Source organism: Methanolobus bombayensis (assembly GCF_017873415.1).
GTDB lineage: Archaea > Halobacteriota > Methanosarcinia > Methanosarcinales > Methanosarcinaceae > Methanolobus > Methanolobus bombayensis.
The window spans coordinates 1-19,595 of record NZ_JAGGKD010000013.1 but is presented as its reverse complement, the minus strand read 5'-3'; the positions used below and the strand labels follow the sequence as shown (position 1 = coordinate 19,595).

27 protein-coding genes are annotated in these 19,595 nt (G+C 38.5%); 12 read left to right on the top strand and 15 right to left on the bottom strand.

The genetic code is table 11. The features are described 5' to 3' along the window. The first annotated feature begins 74 nt into the window (after nucleotides 1-74). The 4 genes from J2746_RS12065 to trpA all read left to right on the top strand — a co-directional run bounded on the left by J2746_RS12065 (nucleotide 75) and on the right by trpA (nucleotide 3,824). Nucleotides 75-878 (top strand): hypothetical protein, encoded by an 804-nt coding sequence (locus J2746_RS12065; RefSeq protein ID WP_209621300.1) that lies wholly within the window; start codon nucleotides 75-77, stop codon nucleotides 876-878. Between the two features lie 148 nt (nucleotides 879-1,026). Beyond that, entirely contained in the window at nucleotides 1,027-1,830 is an 804-nt protein-coding gene (locus tag J2746_RS12060; protein ID WP_209621297.1) for an indole-3-glycerol-phosphate synthase, read from the top strand. A gap of 21 nt (nucleotides 1,831-1,851) precedes the next feature. After that, nucleotides 1,852-3,054: a tryptophan synthase subunit beta gene (gene trpB, locus J2746_RS12055; RefSeq protein ID WP_209621294.1), complete on the top strand. Its 1,203-nt coding sequence runs from the start codon at nucleotides 1,852-1,854 to the stop codon at nucleotides 3,052-3,054. Beyond that, the gene (gene trpA, locus J2746_RS12050; protein WP_209621291.1) at nucleotides 3,051-3,824 is read left to right on the top strand and encodes a tryptophan synthase subunit alpha; all 774 of its coding nucleotides are present in this window, start codon (nucleotides 3,051-3,053) and stop codon (nucleotides 3,822-3,824) included. The genes trpB and trpA overlap by 4 nt, the downstream gene beginning before the upstream one ends. A gap of 88 nt (nucleotides 3,825-3,912) precedes the next feature. Here the strand turns inward: trpA and ftsY are convergent, their stop codons facing one another. From ftsY to J2746_RS11975, 15 genes are all read right to left on the bottom strand, one after another. Then, nucleotides 3,913-5,040 carry a signal recognition particle-docking protein FtsY gene (ftsY, locus tag J2746_RS12045; protein ID WP_209621289.1) on the bottom strand — a complete coding sequence of 376 codons (1,128 nt, stop codon included), beginning with the start codon at nucleotides 5,038-5,040 and terminating at the stop codon, nucleotides 3,913-3,915. A gap of 46 nt (nucleotides 5,041-5,086) precedes the next feature. Beyond that, a complete protein-coding gene (pfdA, locus tag J2746_RS12040; RefSeq protein WP_209621286.1) occupies nucleotides 5,087-5,524 on the bottom strand; it encodes a prefoldin subunit alpha in 438 nt (145 codons plus the stop codon). Between the two features lie 3 nt (nucleotides 5,525-5,527). Next, complete coding sequence (rpl18a, locus tag J2746_RS12035; protein ID WP_245250140.1) at nucleotides 5,528-5,704, bottom strand: 50S ribosomal protein L18Ae; 177 nt, start codon at nucleotides 5,702-5,704, stop codon at nucleotides 5,528-5,530. Between the two features lie 18 nt (nucleotides 5,705-5,722). Then, nucleotides 5,723-6,379: a translation initiation factor IF-6 gene (locus tag J2746_RS12030; RefSeq protein ID WP_209621280.1), complete on the bottom strand. Its 657-nt coding sequence runs from the start codon at nucleotides 6,377-6,379 to the stop codon at nucleotides 5,723-5,725. Nucleotides 6,380-6,415: 36 nt separating this feature from the next. Beyond that, on the bottom strand, nucleotides 6,416-6,682 hold the full coding sequence (locus tag J2746_RS12025; RefSeq protein WP_209621276.1) for a 50S ribosomal protein L31e: 267 nt from the start codon (nucleotides 6,680-6,682) through the stop codon (nucleotides 6,416-6,418). 13 nt (nucleotides 6,683-6,695) lie between these two features. Then, nucleotides 6,696-6,851 carry a 50S ribosomal protein L39e gene (locus tag J2746_RS12020; protein WP_091707600.1) on the bottom strand — a complete coding sequence of 52 codons (156 nt, stop codon included), beginning with the start codon at nucleotides 6,849-6,851 and terminating at the stop codon, nucleotides 6,696-6,698. 111 nt (nucleotides 6,852-6,962) lie between these two features. Then, entirely contained in the window at nucleotides 6,963-7,562 is a 600-nt protein-coding gene (locus J2746_RS12015) for a DUF7411 family protein (RefSeq protein WP_209621273.1), read from the bottom strand. Between the two features lie 9 nt (nucleotides 7,563-7,571). Next, nucleotides 7,572-7,937: a DNA-binding protein gene (locus J2746_RS12010; RefSeq protein ID WP_209621270.1), complete on the bottom strand. Its 366-nt coding sequence runs from the start codon at nucleotides 7,935-7,937 to the stop codon at nucleotides 7,572-7,574. Nucleotides 7,938-8,008: 71 nt separating this feature from the next. After that, nucleotides 8,009-8,458 carry a 30S ribosomal protein S19e gene (locus J2746_RS12005; RefSeq protein ID WP_209621268.1) on the bottom strand — a complete coding sequence of 150 codons (450 nt, stop codon included), beginning with the start codon at nucleotides 8,456-8,458 and terminating at the stop codon, nucleotides 8,009-8,011. A gap of 144 nt (nucleotides 8,459-8,602) precedes the next feature. Beyond that, entirely contained in the window at nucleotides 8,603-9,874 is a 1,272-nt protein-coding gene (locus tag J2746_RS12000) for an adenylosuccinate synthase (protein ID WP_209621265.1), read from the bottom strand. A 45-nt stretch (nucleotides 9,875-9,919) separates the two neighbouring features. After that, on the bottom strand, nucleotides 9,920-10,279 hold the full coding sequence (locus J2746_RS11995) for a hypothetical protein (protein WP_209621262.1): 360 nt from the start codon (nucleotides 10,277-10,279) through the stop codon (nucleotides 9,920-9,922). A gap of 218 nt (nucleotides 10,280-10,497) precedes the next feature. Further along, nucleotides 10,498-10,746: a hypothetical protein gene (locus J2746_RS14975; RefSeq protein WP_209621259.1), complete on the bottom strand. Its 249-nt coding sequence runs from the start codon at nucleotides 10,744-10,746 to the stop codon at nucleotides 10,498-10,500. Between the two features lie 117 nt (nucleotides 10,747-10,863). Then, nucleotides 10,864-11,892 (bottom strand): hypothetical protein, encoded by a 1,029-nt coding sequence (locus tag J2746_RS11985; RefSeq protein WP_209621258.1) that lies wholly within the window; start codon nucleotides 11,890-11,892, stop codon nucleotides 10,864-10,866. A gap of 159 nt (nucleotides 11,893-12,051) precedes the next feature. Further along, on the bottom strand, nucleotides 12,052-12,891 hold the full coding sequence (locus J2746_RS11980; RefSeq protein ID WP_209621255.1) for a CPBP family intramembrane glutamic endopeptidase: 840 nt from the start codon (nucleotides 12,889-12,891) through the stop codon (nucleotides 12,052-12,054). Further along, a complete protein-coding gene (locus J2746_RS11975; RefSeq protein ID WP_209621253.1) occupies nucleotides 12,888-13,775 on the bottom strand; it encodes a DUF1616 domain-containing protein in 888 nt (295 codons plus the stop codon). Before J2746_RS11975 ends, J2746_RS11980 begins: the two co-directional genes overlap by 4 nt. Nucleotides 13,776-14,052: 277 nt before the next feature. Here J2746_RS11975 and J2746_RS11970 point away from each other — a divergent pair, with 277 nt between their 5' ends. The 8 genes from J2746_RS11970 (at nucleotide 14,053) to J2746_RS11935 (ending at nucleotide 19,341) form a co-directional block, all read left to right on the top strand. Then, nucleotides 14,053-15,201, top strand: a complete 1,149-nt coding sequence (locus J2746_RS11970; protein WP_209621251.1) for an FIST signal transduction protein — start codon at nucleotides 14,053-14,055, stop codon at nucleotides 15,199-15,201. Further along, on the top strand, nucleotides 15,167-16,441 hold the full coding sequence (locus J2746_RS11965) for a sensor histidine kinase (RefSeq protein ID WP_209621248.1): 1,275 nt from the start codon (nucleotides 15,167-15,169) through the stop codon (nucleotides 16,439-16,441). Before J2746_RS11970 ends, J2746_RS11965 begins: the two co-directional genes overlap by 35 nt. A gap of 69 nt (nucleotides 16,442-16,510) precedes the next feature. Then, nucleotides 16,511-16,684: a ferredoxin family protein gene (locus J2746_RS11960; RefSeq protein ID WP_209621246.1), complete on the top strand. Its 174-nt coding sequence runs from the start codon at nucleotides 16,511-16,513 to the stop codon at nucleotides 16,682-16,684. Nucleotides 16,685-16,850: 166 nt separating this feature from the next. Next, complete coding sequence (locus J2746_RS11955; protein WP_209621243.1) at nucleotides 16,851-17,432, top strand: diacylglycerol/polyprenol kinase family protein; 582 nt, start codon at nucleotides 16,851-16,853, stop codon at nucleotides 17,430-17,432. A gap of 76 nt (nucleotides 17,433-17,508) precedes the next feature. After that, nucleotides 17,509-17,772 carry a hypothetical protein gene (locus J2746_RS11950; protein WP_209621240.1) on the top strand — a complete coding sequence of 88 codons (264 nt, stop codon included), beginning with the start codon at nucleotides 17,509-17,511 and terminating at the stop codon, nucleotides 17,770-17,772. A gap of 200 nt (nucleotides 17,773-17,972) precedes the next feature. Further along, nucleotides 17,973-18,152 (top strand): Sp36 family protein, encoded by a 180-nt coding sequence (gene sp36, locus J2746_RS11945; RefSeq protein WP_209621237.1) that lies wholly within the window; start codon nucleotides 17,973-17,975, stop codon nucleotides 18,150-18,152. A gap of 389 nt (nucleotides 18,153-18,541) precedes the next feature. Beyond that, complete coding sequence (locus J2746_RS11940; RefSeq protein WP_209621234.1) at nucleotides 18,542-18,964, top strand: hypothetical protein; 423 nt, start codon at nucleotides 18,542-18,544, stop codon at nucleotides 18,962-18,964. Between the two features lie 68 nt (nucleotides 18,965-19,032). After that, nucleotides 19,033-19,341 (top strand): cobalamin B12-binding domain-containing protein, encoded by a 309-nt coding sequence (locus J2746_RS11935; protein WP_209621232.1) that lies wholly within the window; start codon nucleotides 19,033-19,035, stop codon nucleotides 19,339-19,341. Nucleotides 19,342-19,595: the final 254 nt, after the last annotated feature.

Here is a 19,595-nt window from a genome sequence, read left to right as displayed (position 1 = left end):
CAAACGCCAAACTAGCAACATTTGCACAATGAAAATATATAAATAAAATGTAAGTTATTAATAAAAGGAAAGAGATGAATCCCGGACTGCTTTTAAATGGAACTATTTGTTTTGCAATCACATTGTCATCTCTTGCCTTTGCATGGGTACTTTCCAGAAATAAGGAGAGATACAACAAAAATAGTAAACCTGCTCTTTTTTCATTAATACTTTTCTGGACAATAGTCGGACTGACATACCTGCCTGCAGCAGCAAGAATGTTCGCAGCTTATGCAGGTAACCAGGAAATAGATGCAATAATGTACTTTATTACAGCAATTCCTTTTGCATTTATATCTGTTCCACTTGTATTCTTTATCATATATGTGATAACAGGAAGTAAAAAAATAGGAGAATATGTTGCACTGGTATTTACACTAATAGGAGCAGCATATCTTACTTTTCTTTATGACAGCGGAATTGTAGGGCCAATAGTTACAGAATGGGGTTCTATATTCATGATCAATAGTGATGCTGCCATTAACTTATATCTAATGGGACTGTTTGTCATACCGACATCCATGATCCTGGGATTGTTGCTGTTGATCCTGTTGCAAAGAATGCCAAAAAGGATACGTTACAGGACTGCGCTGCCATTGGTAGCCATTTCTTTTGTGTTTGATTTTATGCTGACAGACATGATCGCAATAGTTGATGCAATGCAACTGTTTGCAAGGTTGTTTGTCCTTATAGGTACTGTACTTGCATATCTTGCTTATTTCCCACCTATGACCGTTCAGGAAAAATTGGGTATTCAGGAGCAAATTGACAGTAATCAGGACATACACGTAGATCACAATATTGAAACTTTTTTGATCGACGATCTGAATAAAACCTGAAATCAGATAAGTAGTAATATAATAACCAGCTCGTTAGGTGCATTAAATTTAGGAATGAACTCATCATAGAGATATTTCTTTCGACACCTATATATATTATAGCATTCATGTACAACTCTGTACATTGCAGAACATAAATGGGTATTCGATGCACGCCGTAATAAATGATATAGTCAGTTCTACTGAAAAGAGAGTCAGGAATCTCAAAACAAGAACAGAACCTTATGATAATAGGGAAATATGTGAAGATAGAAGAAACATACTCACTTTAATTAATGAAAGAAAAAAAAAGGGAAAGGTTGCGGTAATTGCAGAGGTTAAACCTGCATCACCAGGGAAAAAACTTCGGGATATTGAACCAGAGGATGCTGTTATAATAGCAACGGAAATGGAGAAAGCCGGGGCAGTGGCAATATCCGTACTTACCGAACCTGAATTTTTCCATGGTTCGCTCGATAATCTCAGAGCAGTAAGAGATGATATATCTCTGCCTGTGCTACGTAAGGATTTCATCATTGATGAAAAACAATTCAATGAAGAAAAAAGTGATCTTATATTACTTATTGCCGGCATTCTTGGCGATAGGCTCGTGAAAATGGTGGATATAGCAATCTCAAAAGGTTTTGAACCACTTGTGGAGATCCATAATGAAAGTGAACTTGAAAAAGCACTTGATACAAAAGCGAAGATCATAGGAATAAATAACCGTGACCTGAGCAATCTTGAAATCAATCTTGATACTACACTTCGACTTATACCGTTAATCAAGAGATTTGATAGTGAGAATAACCAGAGTCACATTGTCATCAGTGAAAGTGGAATGCATACTGCAGAGGATATAAAAAGAGTCATTGAAGCTGGAGCTGATGCCGTACTTGTTGGTACATCTATTATTAAAAGCGGGAAAATATACGCAAAAACAAAAGAACTTGTTGATGCACTTGATAATTAATTAAGGATACGGAGAATAACAATGAAAAAAGCAATGTATGGCAAATTTGGTGGACAATTCGTTCCTGAAGTACTAATGCCAGCACTTACTGAGCTTGAAGAAGCCTATAATCGTTACAAGGATGATCCGAAGTTTCTGGAAGAACTTGATTATTACATGAAAGAATTTGCTGGTAGGGAAACTCCCCTCTATTTTGCCAGGAATCTGAGTAAAAAATATGGGATAAAAATATATCTAAAACGCGAAGACCTTGTTCATGGTGGTGCTCACAAACTTAATAATACACTTGGACAGGCATTGCTGGCTAAATACATGGGAAAGACACGTATTATAGCTGAGACGGGGGCAGGACAGCATGGAACTGCAACTGCAATGGCTGCTGCAAATATGGGTTTTGAATCCGAAGTTTACATGGGTGCAAAAGATGTCATGCGCCAGCACATGAATGTTTACAGAATGGAACTCATGGGTTGCAAAGTGCATTCCGTGGAATCAGGTTCAAAGACACTAAAGGATGCCATTAATGAGGCTCTCAGGGACTGGGTAACAAATGTGGAGAATACACATTACCTCATTGGTTCTGTTGTGGGACCGCATCCATATCCCATGATAGTAAGGGATTTCCAGAGTGTTATTGGAAAAGAAGTAAAAGAACAGATCATGGAGAAAGAAGGAAGATATCCAGATTCAATTGTTGCATGCGCAGGCGGCGGAAGCAATGCCATGGGAATATTCCATCCTTTTATCGATGATAAGGACGTTAAACTGTTCCCTGTGGAAGCAGGTGGGAAAGAAATGAAAACTACTGAAAAAGAAGCTTTACACTCTGCATCTCTTTGTGTTGGTGAAGAAGGAATCCTACAGGGCGCACACACACTAATACTTCAGGATAAGTACGGACAGATACTTGAATCCAGTTCCGTATCAGCCGGACTTGACTATTCTGGAGTCGGACCAGAGCTTGCATATCTTGCAGACATTGGAAGAATCACTCCATGTAGTATCAGTGATGATGAGGCACTGGAAGCTTTCTATGAGCTAAGCCGCCTTGAAGGGATAATTCCCGCACTTGAATCATCACATGCGGTTGCTTATGTTATGAAAATGGCAAAAACCAGGGAGCTCGGAGATCTTGTTGTTATCAACCTTTCCGGAAGAGGAGACAAGGATCTTGAAACAGTATTTAAATTAAAAGAAGAAGAAGAAAAGGAGGCTTGCCAGTGAGAATTGCAGATAAATTCGCAGAACTTAAGGGAAAAAATGAAAAGGCACTTATTGCCTATGTCTGTGCAGGCGACCCTTCTGCTGAAGCTACAAAAGAAATAGTTCATGCACTTGTAAAAGGTGGAGCGGATATCGTTGAACTTGGACTGCCTTTTTCAGATCCGGTTGCAGACGGGCCTACCATACAGGCTGCATCAACCAGGGCACTTGCAGCAGGAATGAATCCGGACATCTACTTTGAGATGGCCGCATCAATTAAAGAAAATGTTCCTCTTGTCTGTATGACATATTACAATCTCATATACAAGAGAGGGACGGTGAAATTTGCAAAAGATTGTGCTGAAGCAGGCATCACAGGAATTATCGTACCTGACCTTCCTGCAGAAGAAGCAGATGAATTGCAAGATTCATGTAAGGAAAATGGTGTTGATCTTATCTTCCTGATAACACCTGTGACCACCGGCAAAAGAATGGAAAAAAATCTGGAAAAAACATCAGGTTTTGTCTACATTGTTTCAAGACTTGGAGTTACTGGAGAAAGAGTTGATGTGGCTGAATCAACAAAGAATATTCTCGCAGGCATTGATACAGAAGTGCCAAAGGCTGTAGGTTTTGGAATTTCCAATGGAAAGCAGGCTGCAGAAGTTATCAAAGCAGGTGCTGATGCATTTATTGTAGGTTCGGCTTTTGTTAACATAATTGCTTCTGGCGAAGATGTAAATGAAAGAGTAGAAAAACTTGCATCAGAATTAAAGGAAAGCTGCAGATAAATTATCTGCCAGCTTAATTCTTTATTCTTTAAAACAAATCAAAATATTAAACCAATAAAAACTTAGAAAATAAATTAAGGAATGAACATCATTCCCCGAATAACTGATCCACGAACCATTGTGGATCGAATTTGCGAATATCATCATATCCCTGACCCATTCCAAGGAACAAAATTGGTTTTCCTGTGATGTATGCAATGGAAATTGCTGCACCACCTTTGGAATCAGCATCTGTTTTTGTCAGAATTGAACCATTTATAGGAACGGCTTCATTGAACTGAGCTGCTCTTTCCACAGCATCATTACCTGCAACCGCTTCATCTACAAAGATAATAAGATCCGGCGGAGCTACACGGCATACTTTTTTAAGCTGCTCCATAAGATTGATGTTAGTATGCATCCTGCCTGCAGTATCAGACAGTACAATGTCAACATTGTGAGCTTTAGCATGCTGAATTGCATCGTAAATAACAGCAGCTGGATCGCCTTGCTCCTGGTGTTTGATTATTTTCACTCCGACCTTATCTGCATGAATGGCAAGCTGATCAATTGCTCCTGCTCTGAATGTGTCACCTGCAGCAACAACAACAGACATTCCTTGATCCTGGAAACGTTTGGATAACTTGGCAATTGAAGTTGTTTTTCCTGTACCGTTTATACCAATGAAAACTATGTGAACTGGTTTCTTTGCATTCTTCACGTAGTCATCAAGATCGAAAATATTGGCACTCATTACATCATAGATGGCTTTTTTAAGGGCTTCTTCCACAATATTCCCCGTATTGCTGCCAATACGCCTTCTGGTCCCTACAAGCTGATCTTTTACAGAATTTACAATAGCTTCTGAAACCGAAAGTGCAATATCACTTTCAAGAAGTGCCATCTCCAGGTCCCATAGAGACTCTTCGAGATCGTCCTCTTCCAGAATGAATTCTCTTTCAAAAACAAGAGCTTTAGCCTTTTGTGCAAAACCAAACTTTTTAGTAACACCGTTTTCTTCTTTTTGAACTGGATTCTTTTCTTCGACAGGAACTACATCCTCTTTTTCCACCGGTGAAGAAGGAGACGAGTCACCAGCTGAACCTAAGGATTCCGATCCTTCCGGGGAACCTGCTACTTCCCCTTCCACAGGTTCGATTTCAACTGCTTTTTCATCGATCTTGGATCCTATCTTTTCCTTGAAACCACTGAGTTTTGCCTTAAGCTTATTGAACACGGAATACAACTCGTAAATTTGTTAAAAATAGAAAAAAGAAAAGGGTTCACTGGGAACCCGGATTACCTTGAGGCTGCTGGAGCCTTGCAAGATATGATTCAATAGACTGCATCTGCTGACCTAACTGGGACAGGGAACCGTTCATATTATCAAGAGCTGTTGTGAGTTTTTCCCTGCGGCGCTGGAGAATCTCCTTTGCTTCAGGAATAGGTCGTTCAACAGTTAACCCTGCACCAATATCAACTACTGCTTTGTCGGTATTACTGATGCTGGCATATACAAATGAACCGGAACCTATAGGAAACATCATTTCAGAACCTGCTGAAACATTGCTGAGCTCATCTATTGTATTAATTGCTCTGTTACAATCCTCTAGTGATATCTGGACCATGCTCATCTGCTGCTGTACCATCTCCACGCGCTTTTGAAGCTCTCGGTGCTGGTTTGCAAGCGCCCTTGGATCCTGTTCATTCATATCTGCCATGGATCATGCCTCAGTTATACTTTCAATCTTTATAAAGTTCCTTTTAAGGCCATGTTTGCTGCCAAAGAGAGAATACACTTTATCCATTGCATTCTTCTCATTCTGGCTTTCAATGACCTTTGTGAACTTTTCCCATGCAATTCCGGCTTTAAATGTGCCTGTAACCTGAAATGTCTTCATATAAATCACCTTAAACCATTATTCTAAAAAGTCCAGGGCATCTTCTATTCTTCCCAGTTCATGACCTGTGGTCTGCGAACCTGCGACGTAACCCTTGGAATTTGCGATCAGTCCTGAACCGACCATCTGCGTTCCGTAATTAACAGTGCCTATATCCACTGGCAGATCAAATAGCTCTTCAAGAATTGAAAGCTCCGAATCCGTTGCACGTGGGTTTACAAGTAAACCTTTATTTGTTGCAACCCCGGCCATACCCACGGCTTTTACACCGCCGATTGTACCCCTTTTAACATCAACCTTGAGAGCTTTTTCAATCAGTTCTACAGACCTGTCGTTAAGTTCAGGATGTACCAATGCTGATGAATCATTCGCAAGTACCACATTGCCAACAGCATTGAGTTTTCCTGGTAACTCTGCTATAGGAATATCGATCTGGTCCTGTCCTCTTATAGTTGAACCCTTTGAAACAAGCAATGCATTGGAATTACCTCGACAAAGTGAACCCACAATAGTACTTCCATTGACAAGAGTGCCCACTACATTTACCTGTAAAAACTGTCCTAACTTTTCACGGACAGCCTCTGGCGTGTTCAGAGGTACAAGTACCATATCTTCAGTACACGTTGCAAAAGCCCCTATTATGGGGCTTTCCTGAATATTTGCAGTTCGTATCATTATTTAATCTTAAACTGGAATGATACCCGGGAGCATTTATGCGAGTTCTGCCTGAACTTCTCCATCCTCGAACTTTGCCGCTCTTACACGAATGGACAGAGGTGGTTTCTCAGAACCATGTTCCCATACTTTTTCATTGATGGTCCTGTCTATCTTGACCATATCAGGCTCTACCTTCATGTGTTTTGTAAGGTATTCTCTGATAACTTTTACAGCCTTTCTGGATCTCTTCCAGCGAGGAGTTGATTTCACGCTGCGGAGAGGGATCGTATAGATCTGCTCTTTTACCATATCTTCTTCCATTATAGTCACCTACTTATTTCACATCAAGACTGCTTCTTCTCCAGTGTCTTCTCTTTGGATGGCTAACGACCTTACGATCGGTTTTTATGATGACCCAGGTCGGAACCCTGTGGTTCTGCCTGTGTGCTTTTGCCAACCTAGTCTTCTGTCCTTTAGTATTGTGGCTCACTTGTCTCACCTATGCTATGATTTGTATTAAATTATTGATTGAATTTTGAACTTATAACATAATTATTGTATAAATCCTTAATCATGTCCTTAAGTTCGCTTTTTCATTCTTTCACGCATTCCTGCGTTCGATAACATGAGATTGAACATGAGAAGGGAATATTTCCCTGACCTTTTCAGGGCCATGATTTTGAATTATCATTTCCCTAAGCTCAGTTTCATAATCCGCTTTCAGTATATCCTCACTAAGACCTTCTTCAATTACCAGATGCTTTTGTACAAGTTCATTCACCGCAGCACGTCCGAATCCTTTAAGCGGGCATACATAATGAACACCTAAACGATCCTCAATGCTCCTTATTTGTGATAATTCAAGCAAAGGAACCCGATCATCACGACGAATCCCATCTGCAATGAAACTTACATTAGGATCAGAAGCAAGATGCTCTATCACATTCCTGTGAATGAAATTGATAGCATTCTTTGGGAAGCCATCCTGCAGTATCATATCATATGCCTTTTCGAGAATTGAACCATCTGGTTTGATCATCCGGTGTGGAAAACCAAGCCTTTCTGCAGTTTCAGCAGCTACCTCACCGACAGGAAGTAGCGAAAAACCACATGTTACAAGTTCAACCTCAAAGAAAGGTTCCAGTAGTATTGCAGACAGAGAACTGTCCTTACCACCACTGAACAAAACTGATACATACATGAAGGCCGCTCACATACGCTTTATAGTGGTTTCCCTCTTCTTTGGCTGCATCTGTACCAGAAGCTGTTTGAGTTTTTCATCGTCGATCTTGGTCTGAAGCCTGCCACTCTGTGCAAGCATGATCAACTGGCTTTCAAGCTGCTCAACAAGTTCCTTTCGGGACATGCGCAGATTTGTCAATCTCTCACGCGCTTCCGGAGTCAGGATCTGACGCATCAGAGCCTGCTTCTTTGCTTCCATCTCAGCCTGCATTTGCTCCTGTTGCATTGCTGCCTGCATATCAGCACCGCCCATCTGTTGTTGTTGGGAAGCCTGTTGTTGCTGTTGGAGTTGTGCAAGTCTTTTTCTCTTTATTTCTTCAAGGTCATCCGTCATGAAAGTCACCTATGCTGTACAAAGAAATAAGCATTGATTCTTTATAGAAGTTACCGGGCAGGAATTCGCATTCAGTATTTAGCAAGATCCGGAATGCTTTCTACAAGTTCCTGTTTTACCTCATATGCGACATTGTCAAGCATGGACTGTCCCTGTGGGGACACGACACGACCGCTCTTGAGAGTGCGTACAAAACCTGCATCTTCAAGCTGGTGAAGAACAGTTCTTGCAATAGCACCGCTTCCCTTTGCCTTTTTGCCAGGAGCAACGCCTCTGTCTTTCTTTCCTCCATAGACAGATCTCATTCTCTCAACACCAATCGGACCCTGAGTATATACAGTCCTGAGTACTGCGGCACATCTTGTGTACCACCATTCTTTGTCAAGTGGTGGAAGCTCCTTATGGACACCAGTCTTAACGTATGTTGCCCACTCAGGCGGATTTACTTTGTCATTCTCTTTCAACTTTTCTGCTACCTTTGCTATAAACTCGGCTGCAGGAACGTCATATACAGTTGTCATTAATATTCTCCTGAATTATAATATCTGTTAAGATACCCACCATCTGCAGGACTCAATTGCATCAGGTGATTAGTTCAGCTGGATTTGTGATGTTTAAACTATTGAGTAGTATATACGTTTTTCGGCAGTTTTTGCATATCCGAACTACTTTCTGAATGTCTGCTCTCTTGCAGGACCTACAGAAATATAATCAATCTTTACACCCATCTTATCTTCAAGATAAGTTACATAGTCCTGAGCTGGCCGTGGGAGATCATCAAATGACGTAACACCGGTTAGGTCGCTGTCCCATCCAGGAAGATCTTCATAGACAGGTTTGCATCTTGCAAGTTCAGAAGTATCCTCTGGCGGATAATCAATTGTCATTCCATCCAGTTCATACGCAACACAAACCCTCACAGAATCAAGATTTGATAAAACATCAAGTTTAGTAAGTGCAATAGAGGTGTAACCATTAAGATAAATAGCCTTTTTAAGTAAAGGAAGATCGAACCATCCACACCTTCTGGACCTGCCGGTGGTAGTACCAAATTCTCCACCAACATCCTGTATCTGGTAACCTATGTCATCAAACAGTTCTGTAGGTAACGGACCTTCACCAACTCTTGTAATATATGCTTTTACAATTGCCAGTACTTCATCAACCCTGGTAGGACCAACACCAATATTAGCACATGCAGAACCAGCAATGGTACATGAAGAAGTTACAAATTTCTGGGTCCCGTGGATAACATCGAGATGAGTTCCCTGTGCACCCTCTGCGAGTACATTCTTACCTTCATCAAGTGCTTTGTTAACCTCATAGGAAACATCAGTCACATAAGAAGCAAAGCGCTCACCAAGTTTTACATATTTGTCTATGAGTTCCTGATCCATAACAATAGAAGGATCACCACCAAGATCTTTTATAGCTGCTTCCTTTGAAGCTGCAAGATCTTCAAGTCTTTTGAGGAACTTTTCTTTATCCACAAGGTCACCCATGCGGATCTCATCCCTGGCAACCTTGTCAATATATGCAAAACCAATACCACGCTTGGTAGTGCCAATCTTCTCGGTCCTCTGGGACTCCCTGAGACCATCCAGTTCAATATGATATGGCATTATAATACTGGCCTTTGCATCAACACCAACTCTGGTTGCATCTAAATTAATACCACCATCTGCCAGCATATCAAGCTCTTCTGCCAGTACTTCAGGATTTACAACAGTACCAGGACCTATCAGAACCCTTGAATCTAAAAGAAAACCTGATGGAATAAGGTGAAGTTTGTATACGTCCTCACCTACTTTAACAGTGTGTCCTGCGTTGTTTCCTCCCTGGAAACGAACAACCAGATCATAGTCACCGGAAATAAGGTCAACTATCTTGCCTTTACCTTCATCGCCGAATTGTGCACCAGTAATAATAGTAAACATGGGTGCAGAATTGCACTGTTGGCTTAATAAAGTTTTGATTGACTGTCAGATATCTTCCTCAAACGCAAGCATACGACATCCTTCATCACAAAAACCAGAGGAATCAACTTTACGACAACGTAGAGCCTTTGTGACTCCCATATCTACAAGAGTATCAAGTAATTTTTCAGCCACAGTAATACTTACATTGAATTCTGACTGAAGCATATATATGGCATCTGATCTTTTGGTGGAATAAAAACAGGCACGAGATCTTTTATCTGACTGGCAAGTATCATATACATCGCATTTTATTACACGGGAACTGTTCTTAAAATGTATAGCAAGACCCTGCCAGGAGTGAACATTATGCATACCTTTTATTCCATAGAGATTTGATTTGGTTTTTTCCTTGTGTCGTAACATGATAATTACTTGATAGTAAAAATATAATTACTTTTTGTTTAAAATATGAACAATAATTGTTTTGACAAGCTACACTAAACAAATTACTTAGCAACCAAATCCATAATTAAATCCTTAAAAACACAATGAAGATATATCATATTAAAAATAGAAAAGATATACAACATAATTTCACAAGGTATTAATAGTATCATGTAGTTTTAATAGACGAGTGGAGATCAAATGCTGACAAGCACAATAATAACCACAACAACCAGTACGATATCTTCAGCAGCAAGTGCTGTGTCAATGACGACACCAGTAGGACTGCCGGAATACGGAGTGCTGGCCGTCGTTGCTCTAATCTTGTTGCTTTCGGCAAAAGAAATATTATCTGCTTCTGAAAAGTGGAACAAATCTTTGGATTGCTCATTAAACATGACTATCTTGCCGTTGTTGGTATCGTTTGTAGCAATAGTGATCTTCAAGGTATCAGAAATACTCTGATACCTTTTTCTTTTTTGAATATTGAAAAAAGAATTTGCTTTATCAAAATGAAATTTACTGACCACTTACTGGTCAGTCATAGAAAAACAATCACCTTTTTACTTATACCTATTCTTGCGGAATCCTATAAAAATAGCACCCAGACATAATACACCAATAACAGCACCCATTACACCAAGTTCCGGAATTTTACTCTGTATACCTGATGAGGATCTATTTTCAAGTATGTACCCGTCTACTTCACCGGAATCACTGCCAACATTCGAACTTTCTGAGCTATCAGAGCTTTCATCCTGAGTAGATGCCATGGACTCTGCTTCATCTCCAACTCCTGTGGGTTCTTCTTCATCATTGTCAAGAGCATTTGCATCAATAATCCTAAGTTCAGTTCCTGTGTGACTACTACTTTTTTTGCTTGAGGATGAACTGGAAGAGGAAGAACTGCTGGAACTGTCATCATCTGTATTTACGCTGTCTCCATCGTCATCAATGGGATCATCAGTTGTTCCCAGAGATATCTGTTGAGTCTGTCCACCCACAGTAAGAGGGAATTCCCCTTCAGGCATATTTTCTGTAGTATAAACGTACTGGAAGTTTCCATCAGAATCTGCGGTAATAGAACCTTTGCCTCCAAATTTCAGAGTAACTTCATTACTTGATGATGTACCACTAAGTTTGATATCATAAGTTCCACTTTTGATTTTACCCGTTCCAAAAGATGCCACATCGCCAGTAACCTGAACGTATTTATCAGGAACCGCAACAGGAATACCTAGTAGATAAACCGTCACATCCAGACTATCGACACCTTCTGCCCTTAAACTAAAGGATTCTGAACCATCGGGAATGGTAACCTTACCTATATGATACTCATAATTTCCATCCGAAACAGCCTGAATCTTCTCAAAACCTATTGATACAGGTATCTCTTCATTAGGAGAAGCTTTACCACTAACAGTTACAGTATCACCTGGAGACGGATTTTCTGGTGAGATAGTGATATTAGTTACTTCTGCCAATGCTGTTGAACTCATCAGCAGGATAGCAATACCAAATATTATTAATAGCAAAGAACTTTTTTTTATAAAGCCTGAAGAATTGTAAAGCAGGCTATTTTTTTGAATCATATAAGATGTATCTCCATAAACTTTTGTGAACCATATAAAGCATGTGCCAATAATTTAATCCCTTTCTATTATACTGTACACATATTTATTTAATAATTACTGTAAATTTTTTTAAAAATATAGATATTATGCAATCATAGTTTTTAAGAAAAATTTTAATCATGTCAGAAGAGGAATTATACCAAAAAGGAATATGTTGACAAAACCATGGGCTAATGCAACAAAAGGTAAGCTGTTTGTTTTCTGGAACATATATCCGAATATCAAACCTGCAAATCCTGTGAAAAGTATCTCATAAATAGTTCCATAACCCGAGTGCATCACACCGAATAAAATACTCGCAAATATCAAACCCTGAATATTTCCAAAAGATTTAGAAAGCCTCGTCTGAATCAATGATCTGAAAACAATTTCTTCCACAAGACCTACAAAAAAGATCATGATAAGGGAAATCTTAAACAAGCTTCCAATCGATAAGTCAGGTATAAGATTACCTGCATCAATTGTGAAATATTCACCCTGTGCAATAATAAGACCGACTATAAGTGCAAGGGGAATGTACTTACCCACATTTCTGAATTGTACACCTAAAGTTTCCTTAGAAATATTTTGATGCCTTATAACCAAGTATACCGGTACAGCTAAAGGGGCATAAATGTACACATAAAGGTCAATTGTCATCTCAGAAAATATTGGCATGGACATGTTCAAGAGACGAAGAATAGGAAGCAAGGTCAAAACCTGAAGGCTTCTTGCTACATGTGTTCCGTCAATCCATATAGATGATACAGATAAAGAAATCAATGTAATGACATGGAGTGTAATACCAGCTCTGTAATTACTTGAATACAAAAGCAATTCTGCAAGTATTATCATTAGTATTGCGACAGATATTATGTAGGTATCTGTCAAACCCGGTACTGCGGAATCACCATTATCATGTACATTTTTGAAGCTGTTACGGAAGGTCCAGGAACCTTGCACTTTCTTGTGTTTCATTTAGCAACCTCTGTCACATTGATCCACAGGTGCAAATCCCTGTAAGGCTCTGTCATGTTATCATCCTTGTAAAGCAGATATTGTAATTTCATATCTTCACCTGTAACACCTGGCACAAACGAAACTGGCTTTTCCCATGTAACATTGTGAGCAAGTGCAATATGATTCAGACTAGAAGGAGTATCTATGGTCTCATTATTCAGCCGGATTTTAATTGAATAGTTCACTACAGAATATTCATGATTTACTACTCCTATGATAACATCCACACTTTCCCCAAGTTCTAGCTGGGTTTTATAATTATCTGCCATTTTTTCCGGACCCAGTATATAAAATTCAGTGAATTTCTCACCTTGCTTTGGAGTTACAACAACATAAGCAAGAGTCATGACAGATGCAAGTATAGACATTACAAGAATTATTGTGAGAATGCGATCAAGTCTTGATTCGGGCTTTTCATTTATCTCAGCAACAACAGCCTCACACATTTCCCTGAACGGAACAGAGAAGGCATCTGCTCCAAGTGCCTCTCGTCTGTAGACGGCCACAATGGACATGAGAATTGTAAAGTTAGTAAGGAATACTACGATAGGTACTAGCCTTATACCCCACGGAGTATAATTCAGTCCCAGTCCTATGAGAGGAACAACTGCTATACTAAGCCCCAAACTCAGAGCAATTCGTTCTATACCATCCAGATCATCTTTTCCTGGAAAGAGTGCAGCTATCAAAGCATAACCAGGAAGGAAGAGAACCATTGGTAATCCCAGTACTGTACGTATAGGACTGTCGCTCAAAAAAGGAATAAGCACAAAGATATCTGTAAGAAGAACAAGTACTATTACCAGTTTGATGTCCGTAGGAATGGTGTTTTTAGCGGGCATTTGCTTCTTTTACTAGGTACAGCATACAGTATATTTAATCCTTCTGAAAGGTTTCCAATTATGGAGAAGAATATTTCCATAACGGTCCTTAAAAATAATATCTGAATATAATTTTCATACACATATTGATTATAAGAGAATATATAAATAGTATACTATACTAAAATGTAAATGTTAACCATTTGGAGTTTATTGTTCATAATTATACAATTTAAAGCTAATCTCAAGATAAAAGCTGAAATCGCAACAAAACCACATTCAAAATTTTAAGATATTCATGTATATCCCATCGTCTGAAATTGATTGCATCATCGATGCTATTAAAACTCTTGATATAAAGGAAGATGAAACTGTCCTTTTAATGCTGGCTGAGAGAAATCTCCCTGATATTAATAATCTTATATCTGAACTAAACAATATGAAAATAGATTTTTTTGGTGCAGTCTTTCCAGGACTCATATATGATTCTGACAAATATGATTCTGGAACAATTGCGCATGTACTCCCGACAGTGCAAAAACCAATACTCATCAAAGGAATAAAAGAACCACGCAAAAAGCTCGAAAATACTATAGCAGCATTTAGTTCACCTTTCAATAAAGATACAACTGCATTTATAGTCGTAGACGGAATGACATCAAATATTTCTCCCCTTCTCACTTCCATGTATAATCTGTTTGCAGACTCTATTGAATACCTTGGCTGTGGTGCGGGTTTCATAGATATGGAAGAAAGACCTTGCATATTTTCCCCAGAAGGTTTCTTTAAAGATGCCGCTATTGTTGCATTCCTTGATGCCGAATGCAAACTTGGAGTCCGCCACGGATGGAAACGCGATGTAGGACCATTGGTAGTAACGAAAAGTAAGGACAACACCATAAAAGAACTAAACTGGAGAAATGCTTTAGAAGTATACAAGGAAGCACTTCAGACAAACTATCAAGTAGATATCAATATTGACAACGGATACAATGTGCTAAGTCACTATCCTTTTGGAATATATGTAGAAGACCATGAAGATCTTATAAGAGAAATATTAAGGATCAAAGATAACGGAGAACTGGTCTGCGCAGGCAACATCCCTGAAAATGTTGTCCTCAGTATATTGAAAGGAGAAAAAGAAGAACTTATCCATGCCGCTGAAATAGTTGTTGAAGACTGCATTGATGAAAATGACATTATTGCTGAGCATTGTCTTGTTATTGATTGTGTAGGAAGATCATCATACCTCCAGAATGATTTTAAAGAGGAACTATTAACCATTAAAAAAGGACTTGAAAGCAAAAATGTAAATGTGGTGCCTGAAGGAGTTCTCTCTGCAGGGGAAATTGCCTCTATGAAAGGAGATGTACTGGAATATTTTAACAAAACAATTGTTATAGGAGTTCTTCATGGACCACGAGAAAAAGTATGCAGAAATATTTAATCAAGTATCCCTGCTATATGAACTCTCACTTTCAGTTGGTAACTCCCTGGACATAAATGAGAATTGTGATGTTTTTCTGAAGAAGCTTATGTTCAGGAAAAAAGTAAATTTTGCCTCAGTATGGATCAAAGATAAATATCTTTATTTCAAAGAATCAGACAAAGCAACCCAGATCTATGCAAACCCTGAATACTACGTTAAATTGAAAAAAATCCCAGCATCTCATCCAATACTCAGAGAGATCAATTCTGAAAAACCATTCATTGTCAGTGCATCTGAAAATAAATTCAGGGAAATTGTTATTGAAGACAGTTTTAATTCTGGAATGTGCATGCTGTTTCCACTTAAAGATTATGGAGTGCTGAAACTTTACTGGGCGAACAAGCTGAATGAACCTGCTTATGTAGCGAACCAGCTAAGCAAGGTTGTGTCAAAATTTGCATTCTCACTTGAAGCCTGTCTTATGCATAGCAGAGCACTCTGGGAAATGGAAGAAAAGAACAGAGAGTTTGATGCCAGAATGGACGCGGAATCATCCAACCGTGCTAAAAGCGAATTCCTTGCTAATATGAGCCATGAACTGCGTACTCCACTAAATTCTATAATCGGCTTCTCAGAGATGCTCACAGAAGGCTATTTTGGAGACCTCAATAAAAAACAGACCCGATACGCAAATAATATTTCCAACAGTGGGAAACATCTACTGACAATAATCAATGACATACTTGACCTTTCTAAGATCGAAGCCGGTAAGATGATATTGAATTGCGGAGAGGTTTCTGATAAAAAACTTATCTATGAAATCATAAGTATAATGAAACCTCTTGCATCAAAGAATCAACTCATATTAGAAGTAAAGAATATTGAAGATACAACTATACAGGCTGATCAAAGCAGACTAAAACAGATAATGATCAATCTTGTAGGAAATTCTCTTAAGTTCACTCCTGCCGGTGGGTATGTGAGTATATCCACATTCAGAAAAAATAATTATTTATGTTTTCAGGTAGAGGATACAGGTATTGGCATTTCAGCTGAGGAGCAAAAACAACTATTTTTACCTTTTAAACAAATAGATTCAAGTCTCAGCAGACAATATGAAGGAACCGGTCTTGGACTTTCTCTTGTAAAAAAGCTGGTGCAAATGCACGATGGGACGATTTCATTGGAAAGTGAAAAAGGAAAAGGTAGCATTTTCACCATACTCTTGCCAATTGAGCAGGCCAGTAATCTTCGATAATTATTTATTCCATAATCCCACAATGGGATTGTAGTATCATAATTAAGATACAACGGGAGTAAAAAGAAAATGCCAGCTGTTGTTGATAAAAATACATGTACAGGATGCGAGCAGTGTGTAGATTCCTGCCCGGTAGAAGCTATTTCAATGAACGATGATGTTGCGGTAGTCGACCCGAATGAATGTGTCGATTGCGGTGACTGTGTTGATGTCTGTCCGGTTGAAGCAATCACATTAGAGTGATGCTTTTTTCTTTTTTTTACAAATTTTGAATTTGTAACTTAATCTAAAAACTAATTAAAAAGAACTGATAACGATAATTTCAGTTAAAAGGTTCTTTCGCCTATACCTACTTCTTCTGTTCTTATTTGTCAAGCTTTTTATATATCTGTAAACTAAATTAAGTCCGATGACCAGCATTTCTTTTGCCAATGAATTACTGAGGAAAGGTGTTCACTTCACTTCAATAATCATTGTACTAGTCTATGCATTCATGGGAAAGCAGGCATGTCAAACATTATTAATTAGTTATCTTGTAACGATTCTTATTATCGAGCATCTAAGGCTTGACAGAGGATTCAAGCTTCCTTTTTTCCATGTAGTTTTACGCCAGAAGGAAAAATCAGGAATTGGTTCGTATGTTTACTTCACTATGGGTGCTTTGATAGTTGTATCGGTTTTCAGCAAAAATGTTGTTCTTGCAGCCATACTGATGACAACTTTCGGAGACATGAGTGCTGCACTTATTGGAAAGAGATTTGGGAACATCAGAATTAAAAATGGTAAAAGTATTGAAGGTTGCATTGCAGAATTTATAGTGGATCTGATCATTGCATTTTTGTTCATCAGGAATCCTTTTATTTCAGTCATCATGGCATTTGTTGCAACATACGTAGAAACCACTTTTGTGAAAATCGATGACAACCTAGTAATTCCAATATTTTCTGCTTCAGTTGCAGAACTTGCATTTATAGCCCTTGTTTTTTTGTAAAAAATGACAGGCTCATATATTATGTAGTATTACTCACCAGAATCCTTTAATAACCATGAGCCCAATTTATTAGAGTATGGCCGAGAACAAGAAAGATGAAAAAGTGTTAACGGAAAAGATGGAAAACAAAGACACCAGAAATCTGTTGCTTGAGAATACATTCTACAAACCGTTTGATACGGAAACACCTGTCACACCTGGTTTTAAAATAGAGTTCACGCCACACAAATCTGCAGGGCTGCAAAATGCATCAGACATGTGGATTGATAAGGACCGCCTCTTTGAAGGTGTCAGAGACAAGAAAGACATTGACAAGATCAGAAAACTGTCGGGACTTTAAATATAATTCCACTATTTTTTACAAATCATCTTTTTTTAATAGAATGAGATTTTAGCATTCTTTTTTGTTTTTATCATAAGTATTCTATGATATCAAGTCAGATTGATTAATAAGCAAGAAAATTTTTTGACAAGCTTTTTATACAACGCGATTATACGATATTATATACTCAATTGAATTACTCAACAGAGGTTAATAATATGGCACCATGGGAATATGATATCAAATCTATCCACTACGGCGAGTGGGACAGAACAAAAGAAGATCTAAACAAGTTCGGCATGGATGGCTGGGAACTAATCCGCTTCACTGAAAATGTCGATGATGAGGGAATGATAAAAGCATTCTTTAAAAGACCTGTTGACTGTCTTGAAGTCTGACCTTTTTCCATTCTTTTCATTTCATATTTTATTTCGTAAACTTAACTTGTTTTAACTTATACCAGACCAAAGCTTTCCTTTATAAGATATTTTGATGGTTGAGTTGAATATCCATAGAAATGCCAACTTGATTTTACTATTTGTAAATGAAGAATCACGGGTACAGTAGTTCCCATTTCCCGTGTGCTTTCAAGCAAGATAACCTATCATGGTTGATGATAATGATTTTGCTGAAAAGAAATCAACCTGATTAAGTTTCAATTATTCACCATATTACACCATAGCAATAAAGTTTAAATATCATAAAGACGGTAAAAGGATTCTGTTCAGAAAAACCATATAAATAATAACTTTCTGGACACCATAGAGAAAACAGGTAGATAGATAATATGACAGAAACTGTTACGAATTTGAATGGCCTCCACATCCCAGAAGGATACAGCATTAAGAGAATACAGTTCTACTTCTGGTTAGGACTGTTATCAGCTGTATTCCTGAGATTGATAATAATTGCAGATTATTACAACGGGATTTTGTCAAAAGCTCTGTTCTACCTGGGAGTACTTGGATATCTGATATTCTTTGCACACAGATACCATGTTGCAACACGCAGGGTTGGAGTTTTGAAAAACCTTGAGTTGCTTAATAAGATAGAAAATAGAACTTCTTTGACTGAAGAAGACTACCGTGGATTAGAGTATATCATGTGGAGCCTTTCAGTATCAAAAGAACGTATGAATTACCTGGTGATATTTGCCTTCTCGGTAATAGCAATTGCATTATCACTGGTACTTGATCTGAGTATTGTTTGATGAATAAAAAACAAAGAATCAGAAAAATGACCTGAATATAATAAAACACCAAAGATAAGGTGAGATATATGAACCCAACAAAGGAAGAGATCATTGACAAGGCAAAGCATGCTGTAATGAATCTCGATGAAATAGCCGTCGAAAAGATAGCCCAACAAGCCCTGGAAGCAGGAGTCAGTCCGGTAGAACTAATAGAACTCGGATTTGTTGAAGGCATGAAAGCCGTGGGAGACCTTTTTGAAGAAGGCAAGTCACAGCTTGCAGAAATATTTGAAGCATCACACATTGTAGAGTCCGGTATTGATGTACTCAGACCTGCAATTATGGGTTCCAAAAATGATGTATGCCTTTTCGGCAATCTCGTTGTCGGAATGTAATTAATCGTCACACCAATTGTTTTGTTCCTGACAAAACAATTCCTCCTTCTTTTCTCCTCCTTTTTTTATTTCTTCAGTGAACTACCCCTCCCTGTCAGCCTTCGGCTGTCGAGGAAGGAGCTTCCTACGAGTATAAGTCTCATTTCGTAATCATTCTGATGGGAATGATTCCGATCAACAAACCTGTTTGTCGTAGATTATCAATCATTGATTGATAGCTTGTCCACAAAGCATTATGTTTGAAATACCTTAAG